This is a genomic window from Microbulbifer maximicatervae (SeqCode), from assembly GCF_052468295.1.
Window position 1 is genome coordinate 2,784,933 of sequence record NZ_CP174340.1, and the last position, 21,228, is coordinate 2,806,160.

The window sequence follows — 21,228 nt, forward strand, 5'->3', positions numbered from 1 at the left end:
AAGAGTGATATTGAAGGGCCGTACCACCGGAGACTCCGGTGGTACTTAAGAAAGGAAATTACTGACGGGCAAAACGCGAAGGCATACGTTTCTCAATGCGAGTCGATCTCAGCGGATTAATATCCAAGCCGCCACGACGGGTATAGCGAGCACATACAGTTAACTCGGTAAATTCCGCCAACTGTTGCAAGTCGCAAAAGATACGCTCGACACAGTGCTCGTGAAAATCCTGGTGTTCGCGGAAGGAGACAATATAAGCCAACAGTGCCTCTCGCTTCAGTGCCGGCCCTTTATAGTCCACAACCACTGTCGCCCAATCCGGTTGTCCCGTTACCGGACAATTACTGCGCAGCAAGTGGCTATAAAGAACCTCACTCACATCTTCCTCACCGCCTTCGAGGGCGAGGAGTGCGGGGTCCGGCTCGTAATTATTCACTTCTATATCGAGATGATCCAGACAGTAGCCCTCTGGCTTCTCAACTGCCAGCGCTGCATCTTCCACATCCATCAGGGTAACGCCGACATTTGCCCCCGCCGCTGCAGAGAGGTCCCGCACCAGGGCATCCTGTACCAATCTCCAGGATTCAAACTTGCTCTGGTTGAAAGAGTTTAAATACAGTTTGAAGGATTTTGACTCCACCATGCAGGGGCTTTCCGCAGGAAAACTAAAACGAGCCACCGCCACCTGTGGTTTGCCCCTGGGGTTCAGCCAGGAAAGCTCAAAACCCCACCATTCATCCTCTCCAAAGAAAGGCATTGCGCCGGCAGAGAGCCCCAACTGGGCTCGGGATACAGAGCGCTGAATTGGATGGAGCAACTCGGGGTTGTAAGTGGATTCGTAGGTGGTCTCCTGCCCCAGGGGGAGGTTTCGCCAGTCTTCTCTTGTCATAAATTTGCTCAATGTCTCAGTCGCTTACCGTGGCTCATCAGATAAATGGCCCAGGATGCCAAAAGCGCAATAAATACCAGGACGCCCAAAAATGCCCCGACAACACTAATATCGGAAACACCCAAAATGCCGTAACGGAAGGAGTTCACCATATAAAGAATTGGGTTCAATTTCGACAACCCCTGCCAAAAAGGCGACAGCAGGTCGATAGAGTAAAACACGCCTCCCAAGTATGTGAGGGGAGTTAATACAAAGGTCGGAATAATAGAGATAGCATCAAAACTATTGGCAAAAATAGCATTGATAAACCCGGCCAGGGAAAACAGCACCGCCGTCAAAAATACAATCGCTACCGTGACAAAGACGTGCTCTACCGTCAGCGAGGTAAAAAACATCGCTACGAGAGTCACTATCAACCCCACCATTAATCCCCGTGACACACCACCGAGAACATAGCCCGCCATAATCACCCAATTCGGCGTTGGCGAGACCAAAAGCTCCTCCACACTGCGCTGAAATTTAGCGCTGTAAAAAGACGAAACTACGTTGGCATAGGAGTTGGTAATCACCGACATCATGATCAAACCCGGTACAACAAACTCGATATACGGATACCCCCCCATATCACCGATTCGCCGACCAATCAGGGAGCCAAAGATCACAAAGTACAGTGACATAGTGATTACCGGCGGTACCAGGGTCTGTGGCCATATACGCATAAAGCGCCGGACTTCCCGACGGTAAATAGTGCTGAATGATATCCAGATTAATCTGCCCTTCACTCTTCTAGCCCCGACATTTTTTCTTCCGACAACATGGACAGGAACAATTCCTCCAAGCGATTAGCGCGATTTCGCATACTGGTAACTGTGATGCCCTGCCGCTGCAATGACGCAAATACCTCGGTCAGAGATTGCCCCTTTTCAATAGTGACTTCCAGTGAGTGATTGTCCCGCAAACGCCCTTCATAACCGGACAAGTCCGGGCACTCAGTGAAAAATTCCGCGCAATCCAGGATAAAGGTTTCCCGGTTCAGGGTTTTCAGCAGTGACTTTATCGAAGTGTTCTCGACAATAGCGCCCTTGTCGATTATCGCTATATTGCGACAGAGGCTCTCGGCTTCCTCCAGGTAGTGGGTGGTGAGGATAATTGTGGTGCCCTGCTGGTTTATTTTTTCCAGGAAACTCCACATGGAACGCCGCAGCTCTATATCCACTCCGGCTGTGGGTTCATCCAGAATCAGCAACTTCGGTTCGTGAATCAGCGCGCGGGCAATCATCAATCTGCGCTTCATACCGCCGGAGAGCATGCGCGCCTGGGTAGCGCGTTTATCCCACAGACCCAACTGTTTTAGGTATTTCTCAGTGCGTTCTTCAGCCAGTTTGCGCGGCATACCGTAAAAACCGCCCTGGGTAACGACAATGTCGAACACTTTCTCAAACTGGCTGAAGTTAAATTCTTGTGGCACAACACCTAACAGGCGCTTGGCCGCAGCAAAATCGACGTCGATATCCTCACCAAAAATCGACACTGAGCCACCGCTTTTGCGCACAAGGGAACAGATGATACCGATTGTGGTGGACTTCCCCGCCCCATTGGGACCCAGCAGCGCAAAGAAGTCTCCCGGCTGCACGTCAAAACTGATGCCTTTCAGGGCCTGGAAACCATTGTCGTAGGTTTTCTGTAAGTTATGGATCGATAGCGCAGCGCTCATTTTGCACTCCTATAGTGGGGAGCGTTATTCAACGCGCTTGCCCGAATAATTTCAACCTGAGGGGAGCTAGGGTTTTTCATACACGTCACTTGGTGGGATGAACCGGAACTTGCAGGAGTCCCGGGCAAAAGTAACCGTGCAGAAGATAAGAATTACTATATCGGAAAAACAAAAAGCCGCTCGATTGAGCGGCTTTTTATTTTTGGAGCGGGAAACCGGGTTCGAACCGGCGACCTCAACCTTGGCAAGGTTGCGCTCTACCAACTGAGCTATTCCCGCAATTGACCCGGTAGCATTGCTACCGGGTCGTATTGGCATCCCCAAGGGGAGTCGAACCCCTGTTACCGCCGTGAAAGGGCGGTGTCCTAGGCCTCTAGACGATGGGGACAGAAACTTGCACTTCGACCTTGCGATCCGGTGCTGCCATGCTGCCCATGGCAATGCCACTGATTTCTCGGTGGCGTGCTCTCCGAGTTGACTAGAGATCACCTCGCAAAGCAGAAAATTGGAGCGGGAAACCGGGTTCGAACCGGCGACCTCAACCTTGGCAAGGTTGCGCTCTACCAACTGAGCTATTCCCGCAATTGACCCGGTAGCATTGCTACCGGGTCGTATTGGCATCCCCAAGGGGAGTCGAACCCCTGTTACCGCCGTGAAAGGGCGGTGTCCTAGGCCTCTAGACGATGGGGACAGAAACTTGCACTTCGACCTTTCGATCCGGTGCTGCCATGCTGTCCATGGCAATGCCACTGATTTCTCGGTGGCGTGCTCTCCGAGTTGACTAGAGATCATCTCGCAAAGCAGAAAATTGGAGCGGGAAACCGGGTTCGAACCGGCGACCTCAACCTTGGCAAGGTTGCGCTCTACCAACTGAGCTATTCCCGCAATTGACCCGGTAGCATTGCTACCGGGTCGTATTGGCATCCCCAAGGGGAGTCGAACCCCTGTTACCGCCGTGAAAGGGCGGTGTCCTAGGCCTCTAGACGATGGGGACAGAAACTTGCACTTCGACCTTTCGATCCGGTGCTGCCATGCTGTCCATGGCGATGCCACTGATTTCTCGGTGGCGTGCTTTCCGAGTTGACTAGAGATCATCTCGCAAAGCGGAAATTTGGAGCGGGAAACCGGGTTCGAACCGGCGACCTCAACCTTGGCAAGGTTGCGCTCTACCAACTGAGCTATTCCCGCGTGGCATCCCCAAGGGGAGTCGAACCCCTGTTACCGCCGTGAAAGGGCGGTGTCCTAGGCCTCTAGACGATGGGGACCCAGAAACCTTCTGTCGTTTCGCTCCACCTTTGAGTGTAGCCCTGCGTCAGAAGTGGGGCGCATTCTATGGATCACCGCTAAACCTGTCAACACTCTTTTTGATTTTTTTTCTTTTGTTGTCAGACACTTACAAAACCCAGCCATTTCTGGAGTGCATTCTAGTACCGCTCTGTGCCAGTTCCCTCGAGCACCAGCGCGTGCAGGTGCAACTCTTCCAGAAATTGGCGGATACGCTTCGCATTGGTACCTAAGTCACTGACCCCGACTCGGGAGCTGGAACGCACATCGACTTTGGAGCCACCACCCACGTCAGCGCTGACCCGTACAACGATATCGTCCGTAAAACCGAGGATCGGTGTTTTCGCTACAGCCTCCAGGTGGCCCCGCTGAGGCTCATAGGAAACCACTTTCCAGCCCAGGTCTTCGGCCACTTCAGCAGCGATCTCAGTGGTACGAGCTATCGGGAAGTCCACGTGCAACGGCATTATATCGGCATATATATCTGCCTCCCGCTGCAATTCGGCCACCTTCTCTCCACCGTATTCGGCACTATTATCGCCTTTCTGGCGCAACTTCAATACCTCTTGATACTGGGGGGGATTGCGGGTATCGGTACTGATGTCGTGAATTCTTGGCACATCGAAGTTGCCCTTGCCTACGGTTACCAGAGGTATTGCCACCGGCAGCAGTCCGAGCAACGCCGCCCACAGAGCATTGCTGCGCACCAACGGCTTGCTCTTGCTCACTCCCCAGACAAAAACAAACAGGCTCAGTAGCGCAATTGCCAAGGCTGCACCGCCAGAAAACACAAATATTTTGAAAACCACAGAGAAGTGCAGCAACCCGTAACGCAAAGCGGCAGCCGCAAGGACAATCAGCAGTAACAGAATCCACTGCACCCGCAATAGCCAATTACTCCAGTGTGATTCCGTCACTCAGTGTCATCCTCCGTTTCATCACTGCCCTGGTCCAGCTTCACCGATAGAGAGTTCACACAGTAGCGAAGTCCCGTATCGGTGGGACCATCGTCGAACACATGACCGAGATGGGCATCGCACTTACTGCAGCGAATCTCTACACGCTGCATACCGTAGCTGCTGTCAGGCAGCTCCTTCACCGCCCCTTCATAATGCTCTGCATCAAAGCTGGGCCAGCCACACCCGCTCTCAAATTTTGACTGCGAGCCGAATAAAACCTCGCCACAGCAACGACAACGATAGACGCCATCGTCAAAAACATCCCAATATTCGCCGCTAAACGGCGCCTCTGTCCCACCTTCCCGGCAGACCTCAAACTCCTCATCTGTAAGCTTATCCCGCCAGTAGTTCTCATCCATCTGTTTTGACATACTCTAGTGTTTCCGTAATCAATTGGGGTTTCCGGTCAGGCGTCACTTTGTGGCAATGTCTATATGTATCGGTTCCCGGTTTCCCGCAGGAGTGGTACCTACCGCTGGTGGACATTACCCGGTTTTCGCGCACTGAACTCGCGGCCCTGGGCCGCTCCTGCTCTGCAATAGAGCTTCCAGGTCACCATGAAGGACATCAATAAATCAGAAAAACTGCACGGCGTCTGCTACGAAATTCGCGGCCCCGTGATGGAGCAGGCCCAGCGCATGGAAGAGGAAGGCCACCGCATCCTCAAGCTGAATATTGGCAACCCTGCCCCCTTCGGTTTTAACGCCCCCGACGAGATTATCCAAGACGTCATTCACAATCTCTCTGAGGCACAGGGCTACGTCGAGTCCAAAGGGCTCTTCGCTGCGCGTAAGGCCATTATGCAAGAGTGCCAGACCCTGGGTATCCCAGGCGTCGAGATTAACGATATTTACCTGGGCAACGGCGTCTCCGAACTGATCTCCATGAGCACCCAGGCCCTTCTCAACAATGGCGACGAAATGCTGTTGCCAATGCCCAACTACCCCCTGTGGATGGCCGCCACCAACCTCACCGGTGCCAAGCCGGTTCTCTATCGCTGCGATGAGGAGTCCGGATGGCTGCCTGATATTGAGGATATCAAAACAAAAATCACTTCAAAAACCCGCGGCATAGTGGTTATCAATCCCAATAACCCCACTGGCGCCGTTTATCCCCGGGAACTACTGGAGGATATTGTCGAGGTTGCCCGCAGTCACAACCTGGTGATCTTCGCCGATGAGATTTATAGCAAGATTCTCTACGACGATGCGGAATTTACCCCGATGGCCAAACTGGCCCCGGACGTGCTCTGCCTGAGTTTTAACGGCCTTTCCAAGTCCTACCGCCTGGCCGGCTTCCGCTCTGGCTGGATGGTTATCAGCGGCACCAAACACAGGGCCAAGGGCTTTATCCAGGGGATGGAAATACTCGCCTCTATGCGCCTGTGCGGCAATGTACCCGCCATGTTCGCAGTACAAACCGCTCTCGGTGGCTACCAGAGTATTAACGATTTGGTCCTGCCCGGCGGGCGCCTGCGCCAACAGCGAGATATGGCCCACCGCATGCTCAATGACATTCCCGGTGTGAGCTGTGTCAAACCTAGTGGTGCTATCTACTTGTTTCCCAAGCTGCATCTGGATCATCATAAGATCGAAAATGACGAGCAGCTGGTGCTGGATTTCCTGCGCCAGGAAAAAATACTACTGGCTCAAGGCAGTGCCTTCCACTGGGATGCACCGGACCACTTGCGCATTGTCTTCCTGCCCCGTGCCGACGACTTATCGCATGCGATGGAACGCTTGGGCGACTTTTTGGAGCGATATTCCTGCTGATGCTGGACGATTTACATATTCACGATTTTTACCGGGATGCCGGCAGGGTACTGCTGGCAATGTTTAATCAATTCCCGGTACCGGCAACCGTTTACGTGGAAGATATTTCCGGCCCCGACTCACCGGATGAGTACGGGCTGCACTCCCCACGCTATTTAGCCTGCCTGGGGTCCATGACCTGGCTAAAGCAGAGCGGCTATATCAACTTTTCCCAGCTGGTGCGCCAGGAGGCGATGGAGGATGCGGTATTAACCCACAAGGGTTTCCTGCTAATGATTAATGCCGAAGCTGAGTCCGGACAGAGCAACGCCCAGTTGCTCAACAGCGCTGTGCGCGAGGGATCATCAGGCCAGTTGCAGGCGCTGATGGAGCGCTTGATGCGGGAGTTTGCCGCGCTGTAAGGGGCTCCTTAAGGCGCGGCATTGGCAATCGCCATTACTGGGATTGGCGACGATATTTAACGTGCAGCATTTTTAAGGCAGCATCCGGGTCCCGATCAGGGAAATCCGGGTTCTGCTCCAAGCGCGCTACAACTTCATAACCGCTGTCAGATCCGAGGATTAACTCTCTAAACTGGGCTTCGCTGTGCCGGGGCGAGTTGATCACCATCAGCAGATCCGCCTCAGCGGCGAGACAAGCGGGCAGCTGCCTCAGCAACTTTTCATAATTCTGACTGACATCGAAGCGACCTTTTTGTCGCGTCGGCGGATCGACAATGCCCAGGTCAAAGGGGCCGCGACGGTCGAAGCGCTTGAATTGACGCAGTGCATCGAATTGCAGGAACTGAACCCCTTTGAGCGACAGCCCATTAACCTCGTGATTTTCCCGTCCGCGATTTAAAACACCGCGATTGACATCCACATTTACAATATCGATATCACCTGCCGCTCGCGCGACCGCAGAAAAGGCACAGGTGAAAGCGAAAAGATTGAGCATTTTTGCTGACGCCTGCCCAGCCCTTGCACGTACCTGCTCTTCAAGCCAGGCCCTGCCCGGCTCAATATCCAGGAAGAAACCAACATTTTGTCGATCAAATGTGAGGGGGAATTTAAGGGCTCCACGCTGCGCGACAGGGTCTGTTACCGGCTCTCCGAAGTGCCACTGTAAAGGTGCCCCAGGGAGATAGCGTCGCTGCGCAGCGACCCCCTGATAACCTCGCGCCTCGGCCATTTGCCAGAGCTTTTCACACAGCTCTACTTCACTTTCATATTCTTCAAAAAAAGTCACTAACAAAGCGGGGAAAAAGCTGTCGACGCAGACCTGCTCCAAGCCCTCATAGCTGCGACCCCTGCCGTGAAAAAAACGGCGGCTGTCGCCAACATTTTGTCCTAGTTTATTTTCTACCTGCTCCAGCAGTAACTGCCAATCTGCACTCATCGCTTATTCAATATCCCCGTTACTCAGTGGATAAAGAATGGCATCCCGGTAGCCGGTAACCACTCGAATAAAACCACTCCACCGTTTATCAAGCTTGGGGTTACCGCTATCGATTAATAGCGGGCGCCCATGCAATTCCGTAATTTTTGTTTTAGTCGCAACCACGATTAAATTATCGCGCCCAACGCACCGCAGTACATTGGCTGACAATTGTTGGTTACCCCGGCCAATTAAATGACCCTGGCCACCAATGGCGGTGAGAATGATTTTTACCGGCCCGCTGTGATCGGCGATGGCCTGTTCAATTTGCGGCGCACTGACATCCAGCTGCAACAACTGGCCATCCAGTAATAAATCCACCCCCAACAGTGTTCCCTCACAGCCCAACTCGCTGAGGATTGCCAAAGTGGTAGAGCCTGGGCCAACGACATACAGGGTTTGCGGGTCCAGGTCTTCGGTAATCTCTGCGGCGATATCCGCAACTGCCAGCTCTTCCACTTCGCGGCCGGCATTTTTTACCGCCTGTAAAAACTGGCCTTCCTGGGGCACCAGCAACTCGCCGTAGTAACGCGTGGTTACCCGCCCACTGCGGAATGACTGCTCATCAATATCCCGCACTTCACGCTCAGCGAGGTCCACCAGCTGCCCCGCCATCAGACGGCGCAAAACCTCACCACCCGCTTTAGGGGAAATCGCAAAACAGGCGGAGTGCATTTTCACTCCGGCGGGAATACCCAGCACCGGGAAATTATCCCCCAGGGCATTGACGATATTTCTCGCAGTGCCGTCACCGCCAATAAAAACAATGAGGTCTGCACCATTGTTGCGGATAGTGGCTGCTGCACGCTCTGTATCTTCCGGGGAGGATGGCGAGCACTCGGCCACGCCCACTTCACAGACAGAAAAACCGAGTTTACGCGCTGTACTGGCCCCCATATCGCCGGCAAAGCACAGGATTTCCAGCTCATCCTTATAGGGTTTTAGCTCCTCAAGGGCCAGCGCCGCACGCTGATTTGCCTGGGGCTCGATACCTGCGTCCAGCGCGCGTTGCACCGTTTCGGCACCATCGCTCCCCTTGAGACCTGCCGGGCCGCCAATGCCAGCCCAGGGGTTAATAATTAAACCAAGCTTTTTTACTTGCTTACTTAACTGCACGCCAACCCCAACACTTCCAGTTGCCGCTTCTCTTCGTCACCCAAAGTCTGGGCTGAAGTTTTGTAGTGACTGAACTCCAAGCGCTCGGGGTACTCTTTACGCAGCAAATCAAAAGCCTTCTCCATCGGCACATCACCTGCTGCAGCCGCGCGCAGGCGGCGATCGTCCGCGCGGGGGTTGTACATCTGCAACAGTAATTCTTCTGCTGAGTCTCCCCTGATCTCTTTAGAGGTAACAGCCGGCTGACATTCCGCAGACATGGGTGCAATACCCAGTTCCCGGCACAAGGCCTCGCGAATCATACGGGTGCCAGCCAGCTTCCCATCCAGGCTGTAACCGGCAATATGCGGTGTCCCCAGGTCAACATGCTGCAATAATTCAATATCGATATCCGGTTCGTTCTCCCATACGTCCAGTACGGAAGTAAAACGCTTGCCTCGCTGGATTTCCGCCAACAGTGCCCGGTTATCTACCACCCCACCCCGGCCAGCGCTAATCAATACGCTGCCATCGCGGAGCTGGCGCAACTGCTCTGCTCCAATTATATGGAAACTGGGGTAGGTGCCGCCCTTAACCAGCGGTGCGTGAAGGCAAACAATATCCTGGCTCAGCACCTTTTCCAGCTCACTCGCATCCGGGTTTTCCGGTAGCCAGGGATCGTAAACTGCGCAGGAAACCCCGAGGGCATGCAAGCGCTGCTGCAATAATCCGCCCACATTTCCGCAGCCCGCTATGCCGAAGCTGCGCCCATGCCAGTCAATTTCCAGTGCGGCCAGGGTGCAGAAAACATACTCCACCACGGAATTGGCATTACAGCCAGGCGCGGCGCTCCAGAAGATCTCATTGCGCTCCAACCACTGGGTATCCAGGTGATCAGTGCCTATGGTGCAGCTACCAACAAAGCGCACCCGGGTCCCCTCCAGCAGGCTTTGATCAACCTGGGTGACCGAGCGCACCAGCAAAATATCCGCATCAATCAATTGTTCTCGGCTCAAGGTGCGGCCGTGGTAGCGCTCCAGCGTTCCCAGATCACCGAAATACTCCTCCAACGCAGGAATATTCTCATCGGCAACAATTTTTAATCCCGCACTCTGTGCAGCGCTATCCGTCATGTAAGTTCTCCATCAACACCCGCTAAGGTGCGTTCAATCTTCTTGCTCAGGCCACCGATACCAAATTCCTCCGCCAGGGCACGGGCCAGATAGACATCCACCGGCTGTGGGCACAAATCTGCCAGTTTTATATCCAGGGGAACCCGCTCCTCAAGACTGGTCAGACGCTTGGCGAGGTGCAGCTGTTCTTCGTATTCCTCTATCCGGGCCACCAATCCCTTGGCTCCGCGAATGGGCATTGTGGCAAGGGTATCGAGCTGCTCCAGCAACATTTCTATAGTGTCGAATGTCTCTAACAGGCGTGCCGCTGTCTTTGGGCCAACGCCGGGTATCCCGGGAATATCATCGCTAGTGTCTCCCACCAGGGCCAGATAGTCGGGAATCTGCTCCGGGCGCACACCGAACTTTTCCCGTACGCCCTCGCCATCCAAGTGCCGGTCGTTGGCAAAATCCCACAGGGATACAGCACCCCGAGCCAGCAGCTGCCCCAGATCCTTGTCCCGGCTCACGACCACTGGGTTATGCCGGTGCAGCTTCCGGGTTAATGTGGCCAGTATGTCATCGGCCTCGTAGCGCTCACTGGAAAAGCTGGCAATACCCAGCACCTCAGCCATTTCCCGACACGCCGCCAGCTGGAAAGCCAGGGCTTCATCGGGCAGTGCGCGACTGCACTTATAGTCTGGGTAAATCTCGTTGCGAAAACAGCTTCCCAATGATTCGTCGAAGGCGCAGGCAATATAGCCCGGTTGTCGCGCCAACATATCCAACAGGAAGTTAGTAAAGCCGTAAACGGCTTCAGTGGAGTAACCACTGCGACTCTCCCAATTGGGCGGCAGCGCAAAGTAGTAGCGAAAAATATATACCGATGCGTCTATGAGATAACTATTCAAGAGAGATCCGCCAATTGGTAGCTGCCCCGGTCAAAAGGATTGGGACAACCGAATTCCTTCATCAGGGCTTCGGCGAATGCACAGGCCCGAGGGTTGGGCCGGGTATCACAATAGTCCAGAACTTGCTGCCAGATGGCCTTTTTAAACGGGTCGCTGGCGCCCAATCCATTCTCCAGATTGTCGGCGCTCACGCGGAACTTGAGTCCGCAAGCCCGTGCAAAGATCCACTCAAGGGCCTGTGGCTTGACCTCTACCTGCTCGAACTCAGCCTGCTGGTCGGCACTGCGACCATCCGGCGCATACCAGTAACCGTAATCCGGCAACTGCCGCCGGGCCTCTCCGGCGACACACCAGTGCGCCACTTCATGCAAAGCGCTGGCCGCATAGTCCAGGGTGAACTCTACCTGGTGGTAGGTTTGACCTTCCCCCCTGGGCCGGTAATAGGGCTCGCAAAAGCCCCCGCGAAGTCGGGTATTGAGCCCATTTGGGTCTGAAAAACAGTGATCGAAGACTCTGACGATACGATCAGCCATTGGCAGTTTCGTAGGAACAGAAGCCATTTCTGCGGTTGCAACAGGCAAGGCGTTCTCCGGGATACCTCAAAGGCGGGGACTATATCAACGCCTGCGCCCCGATCAAAGCGCAGGCGCTTGCGGGACGCAAAAGGCGCTGGTTGTATTTCGGCAAATCAACATATACCTTTAGGAACAGGGATGCCGCAGAGGGCGTGTCCTTCTAGCGTCTCCCCGAGGAGGGAATTAAAGCAATCAAACACCCTCCTGCCCCAGTCTTCCTTCAGAGGTAGGGCATTTCGCTGTCGCACCTTCATCTGACGTGGAGACGGTATACAACCGGCCCTGCAAGGAGGTGTTCCATGACAGACCACAGTATCAACAATGTGGTTGACCTCTTCACCGGCGAGCCCATCGAAACTTCTGCGGACAGGCGCTTTATTCGCCTATCGCCGGAGCTAGACGGCTTGGAAATGCTCTACTCCAACAACTCCAGCGGCACAGATCTATATAGCCTGAAAGTTTTATGCTGGGGTCTCAAAGCAAATGGCGAGGTCGTAGGCCTCGTTCCCTGGTTAAACACCATAGTGGCCTGTCCCGACATCAAGGACCCTCTCGACGGACGCTTTGAGGGCTACTATGACCCCGGCATCGAGGAAATCTTCCATCAGCCCCCCATTCACAAGATCGTCGAGCTGGAGACTGCGGCGGAATACTTTGAATACGAGAGCAATAAAGCTGAGGAAGTACTCCAGGAGATCCCCGACACCATCGGCACCCACGCTGTGTTTATGGATGAACAGCGCGAGAACCTGACACTGATTGAGGTCGTCAGCTGGAGGTTGCACGCCGACGGGGAGATTCACGGCATGCTAATAGACCACGATATCGTTGAAACCACTCCGGTTTTACCGGGGGATCACTGCCTGTACCCCGCGCAGGAGAGCGAGGGATTCCGGTACTTTTTCCAACACCATATCGCTAACAAAATTAAATCCGAGGACCCCGAAGCCCTGGCCGCTATCGCTGCCCTGGTGACAGCTCCCTAGGGACTGTTGGGTCTTAATATTCAGGAGTGTGCCAGCCCCCGCCAATGGCATGGGGGCTGGAGCAACCGCGACCCGCTATTCCGCTTTTTTAATCCAGTAGACAAATTCGTCATTTTCCTCTGCGTGCTGCACCAGCTCATATCCAAGAAATTGGCAGAACTTGGGCACATCCCGCTGAGTAGAGGGGTCGGTAGCAACCATTTTCAACACTTCACCATCGGCGACATTGCGCACCGCTGAATGCAGCATCATGACGGGTTCCGGGCACAGGAGGCCACGGGCATCTAAGGTGTGATCTGACTTCATAAGTATTATTGTGCGCAATTTTACCGCCGTCGTCATCTCCAGAGGCATGAGGGCCACGCGGTAATTCCCCTGCGCCCGCACTAAAATCCTCATAGGGCTTACGCAATTCGGGCTGACAATGATCTATGTGTTGATAGAACGGGAAATTGCGGCAGAAATGCAGGGCAGCTATGAAGAGGCCGCCCGCAAAATCCTCACTTGCGCCTACCGCACCGTAGGCTTTATCGAGGGGCAGACCTATATCGAGAAGGGCAATCCCTTGCGGCGCTTCACACTCTCCAAATGGCAATCTGAACTCCATTGGCAACACTGGTATACTAGCCAGGAGCGCCGTGCACAGATGAATCTACTCAACCCACTGATGGTGCGGGAAGAGCGCATTACTGTCCTGGAGATCGCAGCATAAACTGGGCAGCCAATTCTACTGCGGATTGCCAATGCTGAAGTTGGTTAAAACCGCTGGCGCGACGGGGTTTAAAGTCGTGATCGCCATCTTCCAGCCACTCGACCTCAATGGTGTTCGCCAATCCGTAGCCTTCTACCTCAGCCCGACTGCCTAATGGGTCCCGATCTCCCTGTATCACCAAGGTCTGGCAGCGAATATCCACCAAGTGCTCGGTACGCAGCTTTTCCGGCTTGCCCTGGGGGTGAAAGGGATACCCCAGGCATACGGCACCGGCAATCACCTTCTGCCCCCAGTATTCATCCGCCAATAGACTCGCCACGCGTCCGCCCATGGACTTACCACCGATAAACAGGGGCAATTCGGGGCCTAGCTGGACGATTTGCTCGCGAAAAGACTCTTGCAGCTGGGGCATGGTATTGGGTGGCCGCTTACTTCCCCCGGTGCGCCGCTGCGCCATATAGGGAAACTCAAAACGGACAACTTCCACACCCTGCTCACACAGCCCTTGCGCCAGGAACTGCATAAACTCACTATCCATCGGCGCCCCGGCGCCATGAGCAAACAGAAAGCGCGCACGGGGCTCACTCGGGCTATCGATTAACCATTCAGACATCGGGGGGCAGGTCCTCGGCCAGGACCAGGTTTACAGTTTCTTCACCGGGCTCAAACCAGATCACCACTTGCCCGGATTGCAGCTGGCGACGCAGGCTGGCAACTTTGTCCACCAGTTCCACCTCACGCTCACCGTATTCGGTGCCCTCGCGAGTGGCGTATTCTTCCAGCAGACTTTGCAGGGTATCGGCATCTAGTTGTTCGAAGGGAATAATCATACAGCGACTAATTCAGGTAGGCTGGGAGTGGCAATAACCACCCCCAGAATATTGTAAAACGATCAGGACTTGGGTTTGCGGAAGCGCAGGGTCATACGATCGCTCTCGCCGATAGCGAGATACTTTTCACGGTCCTCTTCACCCAAGCGCATTACCGGTGGTAAGGTCCATACGCCTTTGGGGTGGTCAGCAGTGTCTTTGGGGTTCGCATTTACCTCGCTGGCCTCTTCGAACTCAAAGCCCGCTTTTTTAGCCAGGTCGATAACATACTCCTGGGTGACATAACCACTTTTCACCATATCTTCCAGGCTGGTACCTGGCTTGGCACGGTGCTCAACGATCCCCAGAACACCACCGGGCTTCAGCGCGGCAAAAAAGCTGGCAAAAGCTTCATCGGCATAATCGCGATACATCCAGTTGTGTACGTTGCGGAAAGTTACAACGGCATCGGCACTGCCTGCCGGAGCAATCTCGCGACCGGTTTGCGGGGCAAACTCAGTCACAATCACTTTCTTGTAGGCCTTATCATTGGCAGCCAGCTTCGCTTTGAAGTTCTTCAGGGAGCGCTTGAAGTAGTCGGACTCACTATTCTCGGGGAAGTGCGCCGCATATAAGGTCCCTTCCTTGCTCAGGTAGGGCCCCAGAATTTCGGTGTACCAACCGCCACCCGGAGTAATTTCCACTACCGTCATATCCGGCTCGATCCCCATAAACTTCAGGGTCTCCGCTGGATTGCGGTACTGATCACGGGCGATATAATCCTTGTTGCGATGATCCCCCTTAATGGCTGCAGAGAAATCTGCAGCCTGGGCTGTGCCCGCCAAAGCCAAGGCACCGGCCAGGGCCACCAGGGATTTCTTAAAATTGCTCGTCATAGTTTTTCCTGTGTTGTTATCGTTGGTCCAACTTCGTTTGCACACTGTCGATCTTATCCTGCATAGATTGCTCGCGGTCAATACGAGTTCCCAATTTCAGACTGGAACTGATTCGGTCGGCGCCCATTTGATGCACTCGCTCGTGGCACTCTTTAACTGCCGCCATCACCTTATCCCAGTCCCCCTCGATATTGGTACCGTATGCGTGCAGGCGATAGGAAAGCCCCGCCTCTTCCAGCACCCGTTCACACTCAGCAACGTATTTACTGACGGAAACACCAACGCCGATAGGGATCACACATAAGTCCGCAATCACGTTCATCAACAGTCCCTCGTTAAAGTACTTGGATATTGGTTTCAAAATAACGCTTTTGAGATTGGCCGATAGAGTTATTCGACGAGATCCTATTACAATGTCAGCTCAACGTCTCTCGTGAAGCAAAGGAACCCTATATGCAACAGCATCTCGTTATCTCCATGATCTCTGATGACAAGCCCGGTGTCGTGGAAAAGCTTTCAGCAGTTATCGCAGATAACGGCGGCAACTGGGAAGACAGCCATATGGCCCACTTCGCTGGGAAGTTTGCCGGAATCCTGCGGGTGGCGGTGCCCGCAGATAAAAGCGAGACACTTAAAGAGGCGTTATCAGCCCTGGCAAACGCAGGCTACAACCTGGTCATTGAAGATGCCATTGCAGTATCCGCCAAACCCCAGCAAACGCTGACGCTGAAACTGGTTGGCAACGACCGTCCCGGCATAGTCCGCGAGATCTCGCGCGCACTTACCGCTCACCATATCAATATGGAGCATCTGGAAACCACTTACGGCAGCACCCCCTGGAGCGGTGAGCCCCTGTTTAATGCCGAGTGCACTATCAGTGTGGCCGAAGACATAGATCTCGACGGCCTGCGTGACGATCTGGACCAGATTGCCAATGAACTCGGGGTCGAGATCGATTGCGAGGAGATCGCCACCCCCATCTAATTGTGGAATAATCCGCAGCCGTACAGGGCCGGGCACTGCTGTCCGGTCTAGCTAGAAGTCTCTCCAGCGCAAACGCCACCTCATGTTCAAGATTGTTCTATACCAACCTGAAATAGCGCCAAATACCGGCAATATTATTCGACTTTGTGCCAATACCGGGGCAGAGCTGCACCTTATCGAGCCCTTAGGTTTCGATATGGATGACAAACGCCTGCGTCGCGCCGGCCTCGACTACAGCGAGTACAGTCGCGTGGTGCGCCACAAGGACTGGCAGACCTTTATCGATAGCGAACAACCCGCCAGGGTGCTGGCGCTCTCCACCAAGGGAAGCAAAAGCCATACCGCGATCGAGTTCCAGGCGGATGACGCCATTGTGTTTGGCCCGGAGACCCGGGGGCTACCCGCAGAGTTCCTGCAAGCAGTAGGGGCCGAAAACACGTTGCGTATCCCCATGCGTGCCGAGAGCCGCAGTATCAACCTGTCCAATGCCGCCGCCATTGTTATCTACGAGGCTTGGCGACAATTGGATTTTAGTGGCGCCGTGTCCCAGCAGTAAGAAGTTCACCTGTTATGCAAAGTTCCCAAGCCCCAATCGGACTCTTTTACGGTTCCAGCACTTGCTATACCGAAATGGCTGCGGAGAAGATCCGCCAGTGTATCGGTCCTCAATGGATTGATATCCACAATATCGCAGAGGCGGATATTGGCCTCGCCGAAGACTACGACTTCCTTTTGTTCGGCATTCCCACCTGGGACTACGGCGAACTGCAAGAGGACTGGGAAAATATCTGGGACGACTTGGCCGCGCTGGACCTGCACGAGAAAAAGGTCGCGCTGTTTGGTCTGGGGGATCAGGAAGGCTACCCCCAGTGGTTCCAGGACGCCTTGGGCTATTTGCATTCACAGCTGCTCGCCTGCGGTGCCCGTGCAGTGGGCTATTGGTCCGCAGAAGGTTACGAGTTTGAAGAGTCCAAGGGGCTAACCGCCGATGGCAGCCAGTTTGTCGGGCTGGCCCTGGATGAGGAGAACGAATTCGATCTGAGCGAAGAGCGTATCCAGCGCTGGTGCGACCAGGTAATGCGCGAGTTTGGCTTGCAGGATGGGGGCTGACGGAAGTCTTATTGTGAGCGAACCGGACAAGAAGTACGCAGAGATTGAATGGCGTGAAGACGGCCAACCACTGTCTCGCGCCTACGACGATATCTATTTTTCCAGCGCCTCCGGCTTGGAGGAAACCCGCTACGTTTTCCTGCAGCAAAATGCCCTGGCTGAACGCTGGCAACAGCTCGCGGAGAGCGGCACCTTTACCATCGCCGAGACAGGCTTCGGCACCGGCCTGAACTTTCTCGCCGCCGCAGAGCTTTGGCAGAAAACGGCCCCGGAAAGTGCTCGCTTGCACTTTATTTCGGTCGAGAAGTTCCCGCTGCGTCCCAACGACCTGCGCAGGGCACTGGATCTCTGGCCACAACTGGCCCCGTTCGCTCAGCCTTTGATTGATAGCTACCCTCCCCTGCTGGCCGCCGGCATTCACCGGCTGCACTTTGGCCCAGTCAGCCTGACCCTGATTATCGGGGAGGCAAGTGAGGCCCTGAACAGCTTGCTCCTGCAAAGGGACAGCGATCACCAGGTAGACGCTTGGTTCCTGGACGGTTTTGCCCCAGCCAAGAACCCGGATATGTGGACACCAGAGCTGTTTAACAACATGGCCGCTCTGAGCAGTCCCAGCGCCACTTTCGCCACCTTTACCTGTGCCGGGCTGGTTAAGCGCGGACTCCGTGATGCCGGTTTTTCCCTGCGCAAGGTTCCCGGCTTCGGGCGCAAAAGAGAGATGCTGTGTGGCACTCTGGAGAGCCCGCAAGTGAGCGAAACCAGAGAAACTCCGTGGCACCTGCCTCACCAGGAAAGCAAGCCTCCTAAAACCGTCGCTATTGTCGGCGCGGGAATAGCCAGTGCCACTATTGCCCGGGCACTGGCAGAGCGCGGCATCGATGTTCAGGTATTTGAACAGGGTGAGGAACCCGGCTCTGGCGGCTCTGGGAATGACCAGGGAATTCTATACGCCAAGTTATCTCCCAAGCCCGGCCCCAACGGAGACTTCAATCTCCACGCTTTGATGTTTGCCCAGCGCTACTACCGCAGCCGCTGCTCTAAAGTGAGCCACTTCAGCGGTCTGCTTCAATTGGCGCAAACTGAGCGGGAACAGCAATTACAGAGTCAGGTTGCCGCCACACTGGCGGAGAGCGATGGGCAGCTATTGGCTGAACCTGTCGATGCTCGAGCGGCCAGCTCCCTGGCCGGCGTCGACCTACCCGTGGGTGGACTGCACTTTCCTCACGCCGGGTGGATTGAACCGCGCAAAGTCTGCGCCACTTTATTACAGCACCCAAATATCAACCTGCACAGCAACAGCTTGGTAAAAGGGTTAGGGCGAGAATCGAGCGGTTGGTCAGTAAAAACAGACCGCAGTGACTTTCAATTTGATGCGGTAGTTCTGTGCGGCGCCAATGATATTCGCCAATTTGCTCCTGCGGCGGCCCTCCCCCTGAAGCCAATTCGCGGGCAGGTGTCCAGAGCAACGGCCACTGAAAATTCTTCGCAGTTACAAATGGCTTTGTGCGGTGAGGGTTATATCACTCCTGCCTATCAAGGGCGTCAGAGCTTTGGTGCCACCTTTAAGCTTAAGGAGACCGCTACTGACCTACGAGTTAGCGAGCACAGCGAGAATCTACAAACCCTGGCAGAGCTACTGCCGCAAATAGCAGATGAGTTCTCACAACAGTCTCTCACTGGCCGAGCGGCTTTGCGCGCAGCGACCCCCGACTACCTACCCTTAGCCGGCCCCCTACCCATCTGGGACTCTATCAGCGATACCTATGTCGCACTGCGCAAGAACCGCAAGCAGTACGTCCCCGAGCGGGCTGACTACCAGCAAGGCCTCTATGTAATGGGAGGCTTGGGTTCCCGTGGCTTTACCTACGCACCACTAACAGCCGAGGTGCTGACTGCCTGGATGCTCAACGAGCCCCTTCCGGTCAGCGCAACCCTGGCCAAAGCACTGCACCCGGCTCGCTTTGCCATTCGCGATCTGGGTAGAAACCGAGATATCAAGTAGAGGGGACTCCAGTCTCCTTCTTCTCTGAAGACAGCAAGTTGGCACTGCCGGAACCACAGGCGACGATCGTCTTCATCGCCGCCTCAACACTCACGCCGGGCAGTATTTCTACGCACTCTGCCGGTACGTGAAACACAAACCCGGAGGTGGGTACCGGCGCTGTGGGCACATAGACGGTCATATCTCCATTGGGGTGTTGAGAAGTGACAATTGCGGTGACAGTGAGCGGATTATCAATGCCGTGAATGCGGACCTTGGCTACCGGCCCCGCCAACACACCTTCACCACCGCCACCAATAAACTGGATCACCACATCTTTGATGGTGCTGTAACCCGGCGCCAGGCGTCCCAACCAGTGATCCACATGGCGGTGCAACCAGCTGCCAACACTGGTTTTCACCAACAAACCAATCGCGAAACAACCACCAAGGATCAGGGCTATCACCACGAGCCTGGCAAGGGTATTCTTAAATTCTGTATGCGCCTCAAGCCACACCACAGCGGGAGCTACAAGATCACTAACTTGACCGAACAGCCACTGAAACAGCAGGACAAAGATAGCTATAGGCAGCACCACTGCGAGTCCACCCAGCAGCGTCAAAGTGATAAAAGTTTTAATTCTGGTCATAGGCTATTGATGAACCGACTTCTCGTGAACAGCTGGATACTGTTATTGCTTTACGCCCCGTGGCCGCAAAGTGCAGCTGCAGAGACACAACTCCAGACAATCCCTTTTTCCATCCTGGAAGAGCGCCAGCGTGGAGGGGACCATTTCACCCAGGGGCTTTTCTACGATGGTCAACGCTGGTGGGAGAGCAGTGGTCGCTACCGCCGCTCCTGGCTCGCCGAGTATACCGATCCTGGGGCCAATCCAGTAAGACGCAAATGGCTGGCTAGGAATCGTTTCGCCGAAGGGCTCACAGTTCTCAACGATAAACTTTATCTGCTGACCTACAAGGCGGGAGAGGTCCATGTCTACCACGCAGACAAGCTCCAACATTTGAAGGTCATGCACTATCGAGGCGAAGGCTGGGGCCTCACCAGTAATGGCCAGCAGCTGATTATGAGTAATGGCAGTGGCGAACTGGTTTTCCGCGATCCCGATACTTTTGAGGTAGTGCGACACCTCAAAGTTCAAGGCGGAGGTAAAAACTGGTCCAGACTCAATGAATTGGAATTTGCCCAGGGCCTGATTTGGGCAAATATATGGCAAGAAAAACAGATTATTGCCATCGATCCGGAGAGTGGCCAGGTGCGCGGCATTATCGATCTCAGCGCTCTCAATCCGGCCGGCAGAAATCATCCTGACACCGTGGCCAATGGGATCGCCTGGGACAAAGCCAAAAATGGGCTTTGGGTAACTGGAAAGTACTGGAAACAGCTCTATTTGATTCGCCCTGCAGGACTGGGCTTTGAGCGTACCAGTAGAGTTTCTAACGCTGATCCGTAACGGTCAGCACCCCCCCATCCCGGAGATAGTCCATCGCAGACAACTGCAACTGCAAGCGATAGCCGTGCCCCCGGCTCTGTATGCTGACGCCTTCCAAACTCACCTCGCCGTCATACAGCGTAGTGAATTTCCCTTCTTCATTTTCCCACTGAATATTTTCAACTTTTTGCATGCCGGGTAACTCGAGAGTGACCACTGTGAACTCTTCCGGCAAAGGCTGTAGCTCAACCTGGGCAACACCCGATGCGGTCGCCAGGGAAAATGCCAGTTGGTTTTCCGGTGCTGTTTGCCACCCCAGGTGAGTGTCAGCAACAACAGATTGAACCAGATTATGTGGGGAGGTGGAGGCGCACCCCAGAAGTCCGGCAGGAACCGTCAACGACAACACAGTTGACAAAATCAATGTGCGCATAGCCCTATCCTTAGCTTGCCGCTGTGATGGCGTAGGATTATAACCCGCGAAATATGTCACAGGCGTAAAGCCGTCAATTTCATTCAATTTCAGCGGCATACTCATCAATAAACATACCACGCGCGATCGAGCCACAAGGT

The 21,228-nt window shown here is 54.5% G+C and carries 26 protein-coding genes and 8 tRNA genes; 9 read left to right on the forward strand and 25 right to left on the reverse strand.

What is annotated here, in order from left to right:
• Positions 1 to 58 precede the first annotated feature (58 nt).
• From queF to msrB, 13 genes are all read right to left on the reverse strand, one after another.
• Positions 59 to 889: an NADPH-dependent 7-cyano-7-deazaguanine reductase QueF gene (queF, locus tag ACJJIQ_RS12645; RefSeq protein WP_445364786.1), complete on the reverse strand. Its 831-nt coding sequence runs from the start codon at positions 887 to 889 to the stop codon at positions 59 to 61.
• Between the two features lie 8 nt (positions 890 to 897).
• Entirely contained in the window at positions 898 to 1,671 is a 774-nt protein-coding gene (locus tag ACJJIQ_RS12650; RefSeq protein ID WP_445359999.1) for an ABC transporter permease, read from the reverse strand.
• Positions 1,668 to 2,603: an ABC transporter ATP-binding protein gene (locus ACJJIQ_RS12655; protein WP_444932706.1), complete on the reverse strand. Its 936-nt coding sequence runs from the start codon at positions 2,601 to 2,603 to the stop codon at positions 1,668 to 1,670. Before ACJJIQ_RS12655 ends, ACJJIQ_RS12650 begins: the two co-directional genes overlap by 4 nt.
• Before the next feature lie 203 nt (positions 2,604 to 2,806).
• Positions 2,807 to 2,882: transfer RNA gene (locus tag ACJJIQ_RS12660), tRNA-Gly, on the reverse strand.
• 33 nt (positions 2,883 to 2,915) lie between these two features.
• A tRNA-Glu gene (locus ACJJIQ_RS12665) sits at positions 2,916 to 2,991 on the reverse strand.
• A 118-nt stretch (positions 2,992 to 3,109) separates the two neighbouring features.
• Positions 3,110 to 3,185: transfer RNA gene (locus ACJJIQ_RS12670), tRNA-Gly, on the reverse strand.
• Positions 3,186 to 3,218: 33 nt separating this feature from the next.
• Positions 3,219 to 3,294 (reverse strand) — tRNA-Glu (locus tag ACJJIQ_RS12675).
• A 118-nt stretch (positions 3,295 to 3,412) separates the two neighbouring features.
• A tRNA-Gly gene (locus tag ACJJIQ_RS12680) sits at positions 3,413 to 3,488 on the reverse strand.
• A 33-nt stretch (positions 3,489 to 3,521) separates the two neighbouring features.
• Positions 3,522 to 3,597: transfer RNA gene (locus tag ACJJIQ_RS12685), tRNA-Glu, on the reverse strand.
• 118 nt (positions 3,598 to 3,715) lie between these two features.
• A tRNA-Gly gene (locus ACJJIQ_RS12690) sits at positions 3,716 to 3,791 on the reverse strand.
• A gap of 1 nt (position 3,792) precedes the next feature.
• A tRNA-Glu gene (locus ACJJIQ_RS12695) sits at positions 3,793 to 3,868 on the reverse strand.
• Positions 3,869 to 4,027: 159 nt separating this feature from the next.
• On the reverse strand, positions 4,028 to 4,804 hold the full coding sequence (locus ACJJIQ_RS12700) for a DUF1499 domain-containing protein (RefSeq protein WP_282933544.1): 777 nt from the start codon (positions 4,802 to 4,804) through the stop codon (positions 4,028 to 4,030).
• Positions 4,801 to 5,217, reverse strand: coding sequence for a peptide-methionine (R)-S-oxide reductase MsrB (gene msrB / locus ACJJIQ_RS12705; RefSeq protein ID WP_413665066.1), 417 nt, complete (start codon positions 5,215 to 5,217; stop codon positions 4,801 to 4,803). Before msrB ends, ACJJIQ_RS12700 begins: the two co-directional genes overlap by 4 nt.
• A 186-nt stretch (positions 5,218 to 5,403) precedes the next feature.
• Between msrB and ACJJIQ_RS12710 the strand changes: the two genes are divergently transcribed.
• Positions 5,404 to 6,618: a pyridoxal phosphate-dependent aminotransferase gene (locus ACJJIQ_RS12710; protein ID WP_413665065.1), complete on the forward strand. Its 1,215-nt coding sequence runs from the start codon at positions 5,404 to 5,406 to the stop codon at positions 6,616 to 6,618.
• On the forward strand, positions 6,618 to 7,019 hold the full coding sequence (locus ACJJIQ_RS12715) for a hypothetical protein (RefSeq protein WP_445362078.1): 402 nt from the start codon (positions 6,618 to 6,620) through the stop codon (positions 7,017 to 7,019). The genes ACJJIQ_RS12710 and ACJJIQ_RS12715 overlap by 1 nt, the downstream gene beginning before the upstream one ends.
• 34 nt (positions 7,020 to 7,053) lie before the next feature.
• Here the strand turns inward: ACJJIQ_RS12715 and ACJJIQ_RS12720 are convergent, their stop codons facing one another.
• The 5 genes from ACJJIQ_RS12720 to ACJJIQ_RS12740 are packed head-to-tail and all read right to left on the reverse strand — an operon-like array spanning position 7,054 to position 11,733.
• Positions 7,054 to 7,995: a class I SAM-dependent methyltransferase gene (locus ACJJIQ_RS12720; protein WP_413665063.1), complete on the reverse strand. Its 942-nt coding sequence runs from the start codon at positions 7,993 to 7,995 to the stop codon at positions 7,054 to 7,056.
• Positions 7,996 to 7,998: 3 nt separating this feature from the next.
• Positions 7,999 to 9,150: an ATP-NAD kinase family protein gene (locus ACJJIQ_RS12725; RefSeq protein WP_445362079.1), complete on the reverse strand. Its 1,152-nt coding sequence runs from the start codon at positions 9,148 to 9,150 to the stop codon at positions 7,999 to 8,001.
• Complete coding sequence (locus ACJJIQ_RS12730; RefSeq protein WP_445362080.1) at positions 9,141 to 10,262, reverse strand: 4-phosphoerythronate dehydrogenase; 1,122 nt, start codon at positions 10,260 to 10,262, stop codon at positions 9,141 to 9,143. Before ACJJIQ_RS12730 ends, ACJJIQ_RS12725 begins: the two co-directional genes overlap by 10 nt.
• Positions 10,259 to 11,152 (reverse strand): 5'-3' exonuclease, encoded by an 894-nt coding sequence (locus ACJJIQ_RS12735; protein WP_413665061.1) that lies wholly within the window; start codon positions 11,150 to 11,152, stop codon positions 10,259 to 10,261. The genes ACJJIQ_RS12730 and ACJJIQ_RS12735 overlap by 4 nt, the downstream gene beginning before the upstream one ends.
• Positions 11,149 to 11,733 carry an elongation factor P hydroxylase gene (locus ACJJIQ_RS12740; protein ID WP_445362081.1) on the reverse strand — a complete coding sequence of 195 codons (585 nt, stop codon included), beginning with the start codon at positions 11,731 to 11,733 and terminating at the stop codon, positions 11,149 to 11,151. The genes ACJJIQ_RS12735 and ACJJIQ_RS12740 overlap by 4 nt, the downstream gene beginning before the upstream one ends.
• A gap of 293 nt (positions 11,734 to 12,026) precedes the next feature.
• Between ACJJIQ_RS12740 and ACJJIQ_RS12745 the strand changes: the two genes are divergently transcribed.
• Positions 12,027 to 12,713: a hypothetical protein gene (locus ACJJIQ_RS12745; protein WP_108732560.1), complete on the forward strand. Its 687-nt coding sequence runs from the start codon at positions 12,027 to 12,029 to the stop codon at positions 12,711 to 12,713.
• Positions 12,714 to 12,788: 75 nt separating this feature from the next.
• On the opposite strand, the gene tusA is transcribed toward ACJJIQ_RS12745, so the two are convergent.
• Positions 12,789 to 13,067 (reverse strand): sulfurtransferase TusA, encoded by a 279-nt coding sequence (gene tusA, locus ACJJIQ_RS12750; RefSeq protein WP_444942551.1) that lies wholly within the window; start codon positions 13,065 to 13,067, stop codon positions 12,789 to 12,791.
• A 70-nt stretch (positions 13,068 to 13,137) separates the two neighbouring features.
• Between tusA and ACJJIQ_RS12755 the strand changes: the two genes are divergently transcribed.
• Positions 13,138 to 13,425, forward strand: a complete 288-nt coding sequence (locus tag ACJJIQ_RS12755) for an antibiotic biosynthesis monooxygenase family protein (protein ID WP_413665059.1) — start codon at positions 13,138 to 13,140, stop codon at positions 13,423 to 13,425.
• Here the strand turns inward: ACJJIQ_RS12755 and ACJJIQ_RS12760 are convergent.
• The 4 genes from ACJJIQ_RS12760 to ACJJIQ_RS12775 all read right to left on the reverse strand — a co-directional run bounded on the left by ACJJIQ_RS12760 (position 13,400) and on the right by ACJJIQ_RS12775 (position 15,491).
• The gene (locus tag ACJJIQ_RS12760; protein WP_445362082.1) at positions 13,400 to 14,038 is read right to left on the reverse strand and encodes an alpha/beta family hydrolase; all 639 of its coding nucleotides are present in this window, start codon (positions 14,036 to 14,038) and stop codon (positions 13,400 to 13,402) included. The genes ACJJIQ_RS12755 and ACJJIQ_RS12760 overlap by 26 nt on opposite strands.
• Positions 14,031 to 14,255: a YheU family protein gene (locus tag ACJJIQ_RS12765; RefSeq protein WP_108732557.1), complete on the reverse strand. Its 225-nt coding sequence runs from the start codon at positions 14,253 to 14,255 to the stop codon at positions 14,031 to 14,033. The genes ACJJIQ_RS12760 and ACJJIQ_RS12765 overlap by 8 nt, the downstream gene beginning before the upstream one ends.
• Before the next feature lie 62 nt (positions 14,256 to 14,317).
• A complete protein-coding gene (locus tag ACJJIQ_RS12770; protein ID WP_445362083.1) occupies positions 14,318 to 15,130 on the reverse strand; it encodes a class I SAM-dependent methyltransferase in 813 nt (270 codons plus the stop codon).
• Between the two features lie 16 nt (positions 15,131 to 15,146).
• Positions 15,147 to 15,491, reverse strand: a complete 345-nt coding sequence (locus ACJJIQ_RS12775; protein WP_444916616.1) for an MTH1187 family thiamine-binding protein — start codon at positions 15,489 to 15,491, stop codon at positions 15,147 to 15,149.
• A 92-nt stretch (positions 15,492 to 15,583) separates the two neighbouring features.
• Between ACJJIQ_RS12775 and ACJJIQ_RS12780 the strand changes: the two genes are divergently transcribed.
• The 4 genes from ACJJIQ_RS12780 (at position 15,584) to mnmC (ending at position 19,226) form a co-directional block, all read left to right on the forward strand.
• A complete protein-coding gene (locus tag ACJJIQ_RS12780) occupies positions 15,584 to 16,114 on the forward strand; it encodes a glycine cleavage system transcriptional repressor (protein WP_282933559.1) in 531 nt (176 codons plus the stop codon).
• Between the two features lie 82 nt (positions 16,115 to 16,196).
• Positions 16,197 to 16,670, forward strand: coding sequence for a tRNA (uridine(34)/cytosine(34)/5-carboxymethylaminomethyluridine(34)-2'-O)-methyltransferase TrmL (gene trmL, locus ACJJIQ_RS12785; RefSeq protein WP_108732553.1), 474 nt, complete (start codon positions 16,197 to 16,199; stop codon positions 16,668 to 16,670).
• Between the two features lie 14 nt (positions 16,671 to 16,684).
• Positions 16,685 to 17,224 carry a flavodoxin FldB gene (gene fldB / locus ACJJIQ_RS12790; RefSeq protein WP_108732552.1) on the forward strand — a complete coding sequence of 180 codons (540 nt, stop codon included), beginning with the start codon at positions 16,685 to 16,687 and terminating at the stop codon, positions 17,222 to 17,224.
• Between the two features lie 13 nt (positions 17,225 to 17,237).
• Positions 17,238 to 19,226 (forward strand): bifunctional tRNA (5-methylaminomethyl-2-thiouridine)(34)-methyltransferase MnmC2/FAD-dependent 5-carboxymethylaminomethyl-2-thiouridine(34) oxidoreductase MnmC1, encoded by a 1,989-nt coding sequence (gene mnmC, locus ACJJIQ_RS12795; protein ID WP_445362084.1) that lies wholly within the window; start codon positions 17,238 to 17,240, stop codon positions 19,224 to 19,226.
• Here the strand turns inward: mnmC and ACJJIQ_RS12800 are convergent.
• A complete protein-coding gene (locus tag ACJJIQ_RS12800; RefSeq protein WP_108732551.1) occupies positions 19,219 to 19,854 on the reverse strand; it encodes a DUF502 domain-containing protein in 636 nt (211 codons plus the stop codon). The two genes, mnmC and ACJJIQ_RS12800, sit on opposite strands and share 8 nt — an antisense overlap.
• 9 nt (positions 19,855 to 19,863) lie before the next feature.
• Here ACJJIQ_RS12800 and ACJJIQ_RS12805 point away from each other — a divergent pair, with 9 nt between their 5' ends.
• A complete protein-coding gene (locus tag ACJJIQ_RS12805) occupies positions 19,864 to 20,676 on the forward strand; it encodes a glutaminyl-peptide cyclotransferase (protein ID WP_444905855.1) in 813 nt (270 codons plus the stop codon).
• Here ACJJIQ_RS12805 and ACJJIQ_RS12810 read toward each other — a convergent pair.
• Positions 20,660 to 21,223 (reverse strand): hypothetical protein, encoded by a 564-nt coding sequence (locus tag ACJJIQ_RS12810; protein WP_445362085.1) that lies wholly within the window; start codon positions 21,221 to 21,223, stop codon positions 20,660 to 20,662. The genes ACJJIQ_RS12805 and ACJJIQ_RS12810 overlap by 17 nt on opposite strands.
• Positions 21,224 to 21,228 lie beyond the last annotated feature (5 nt).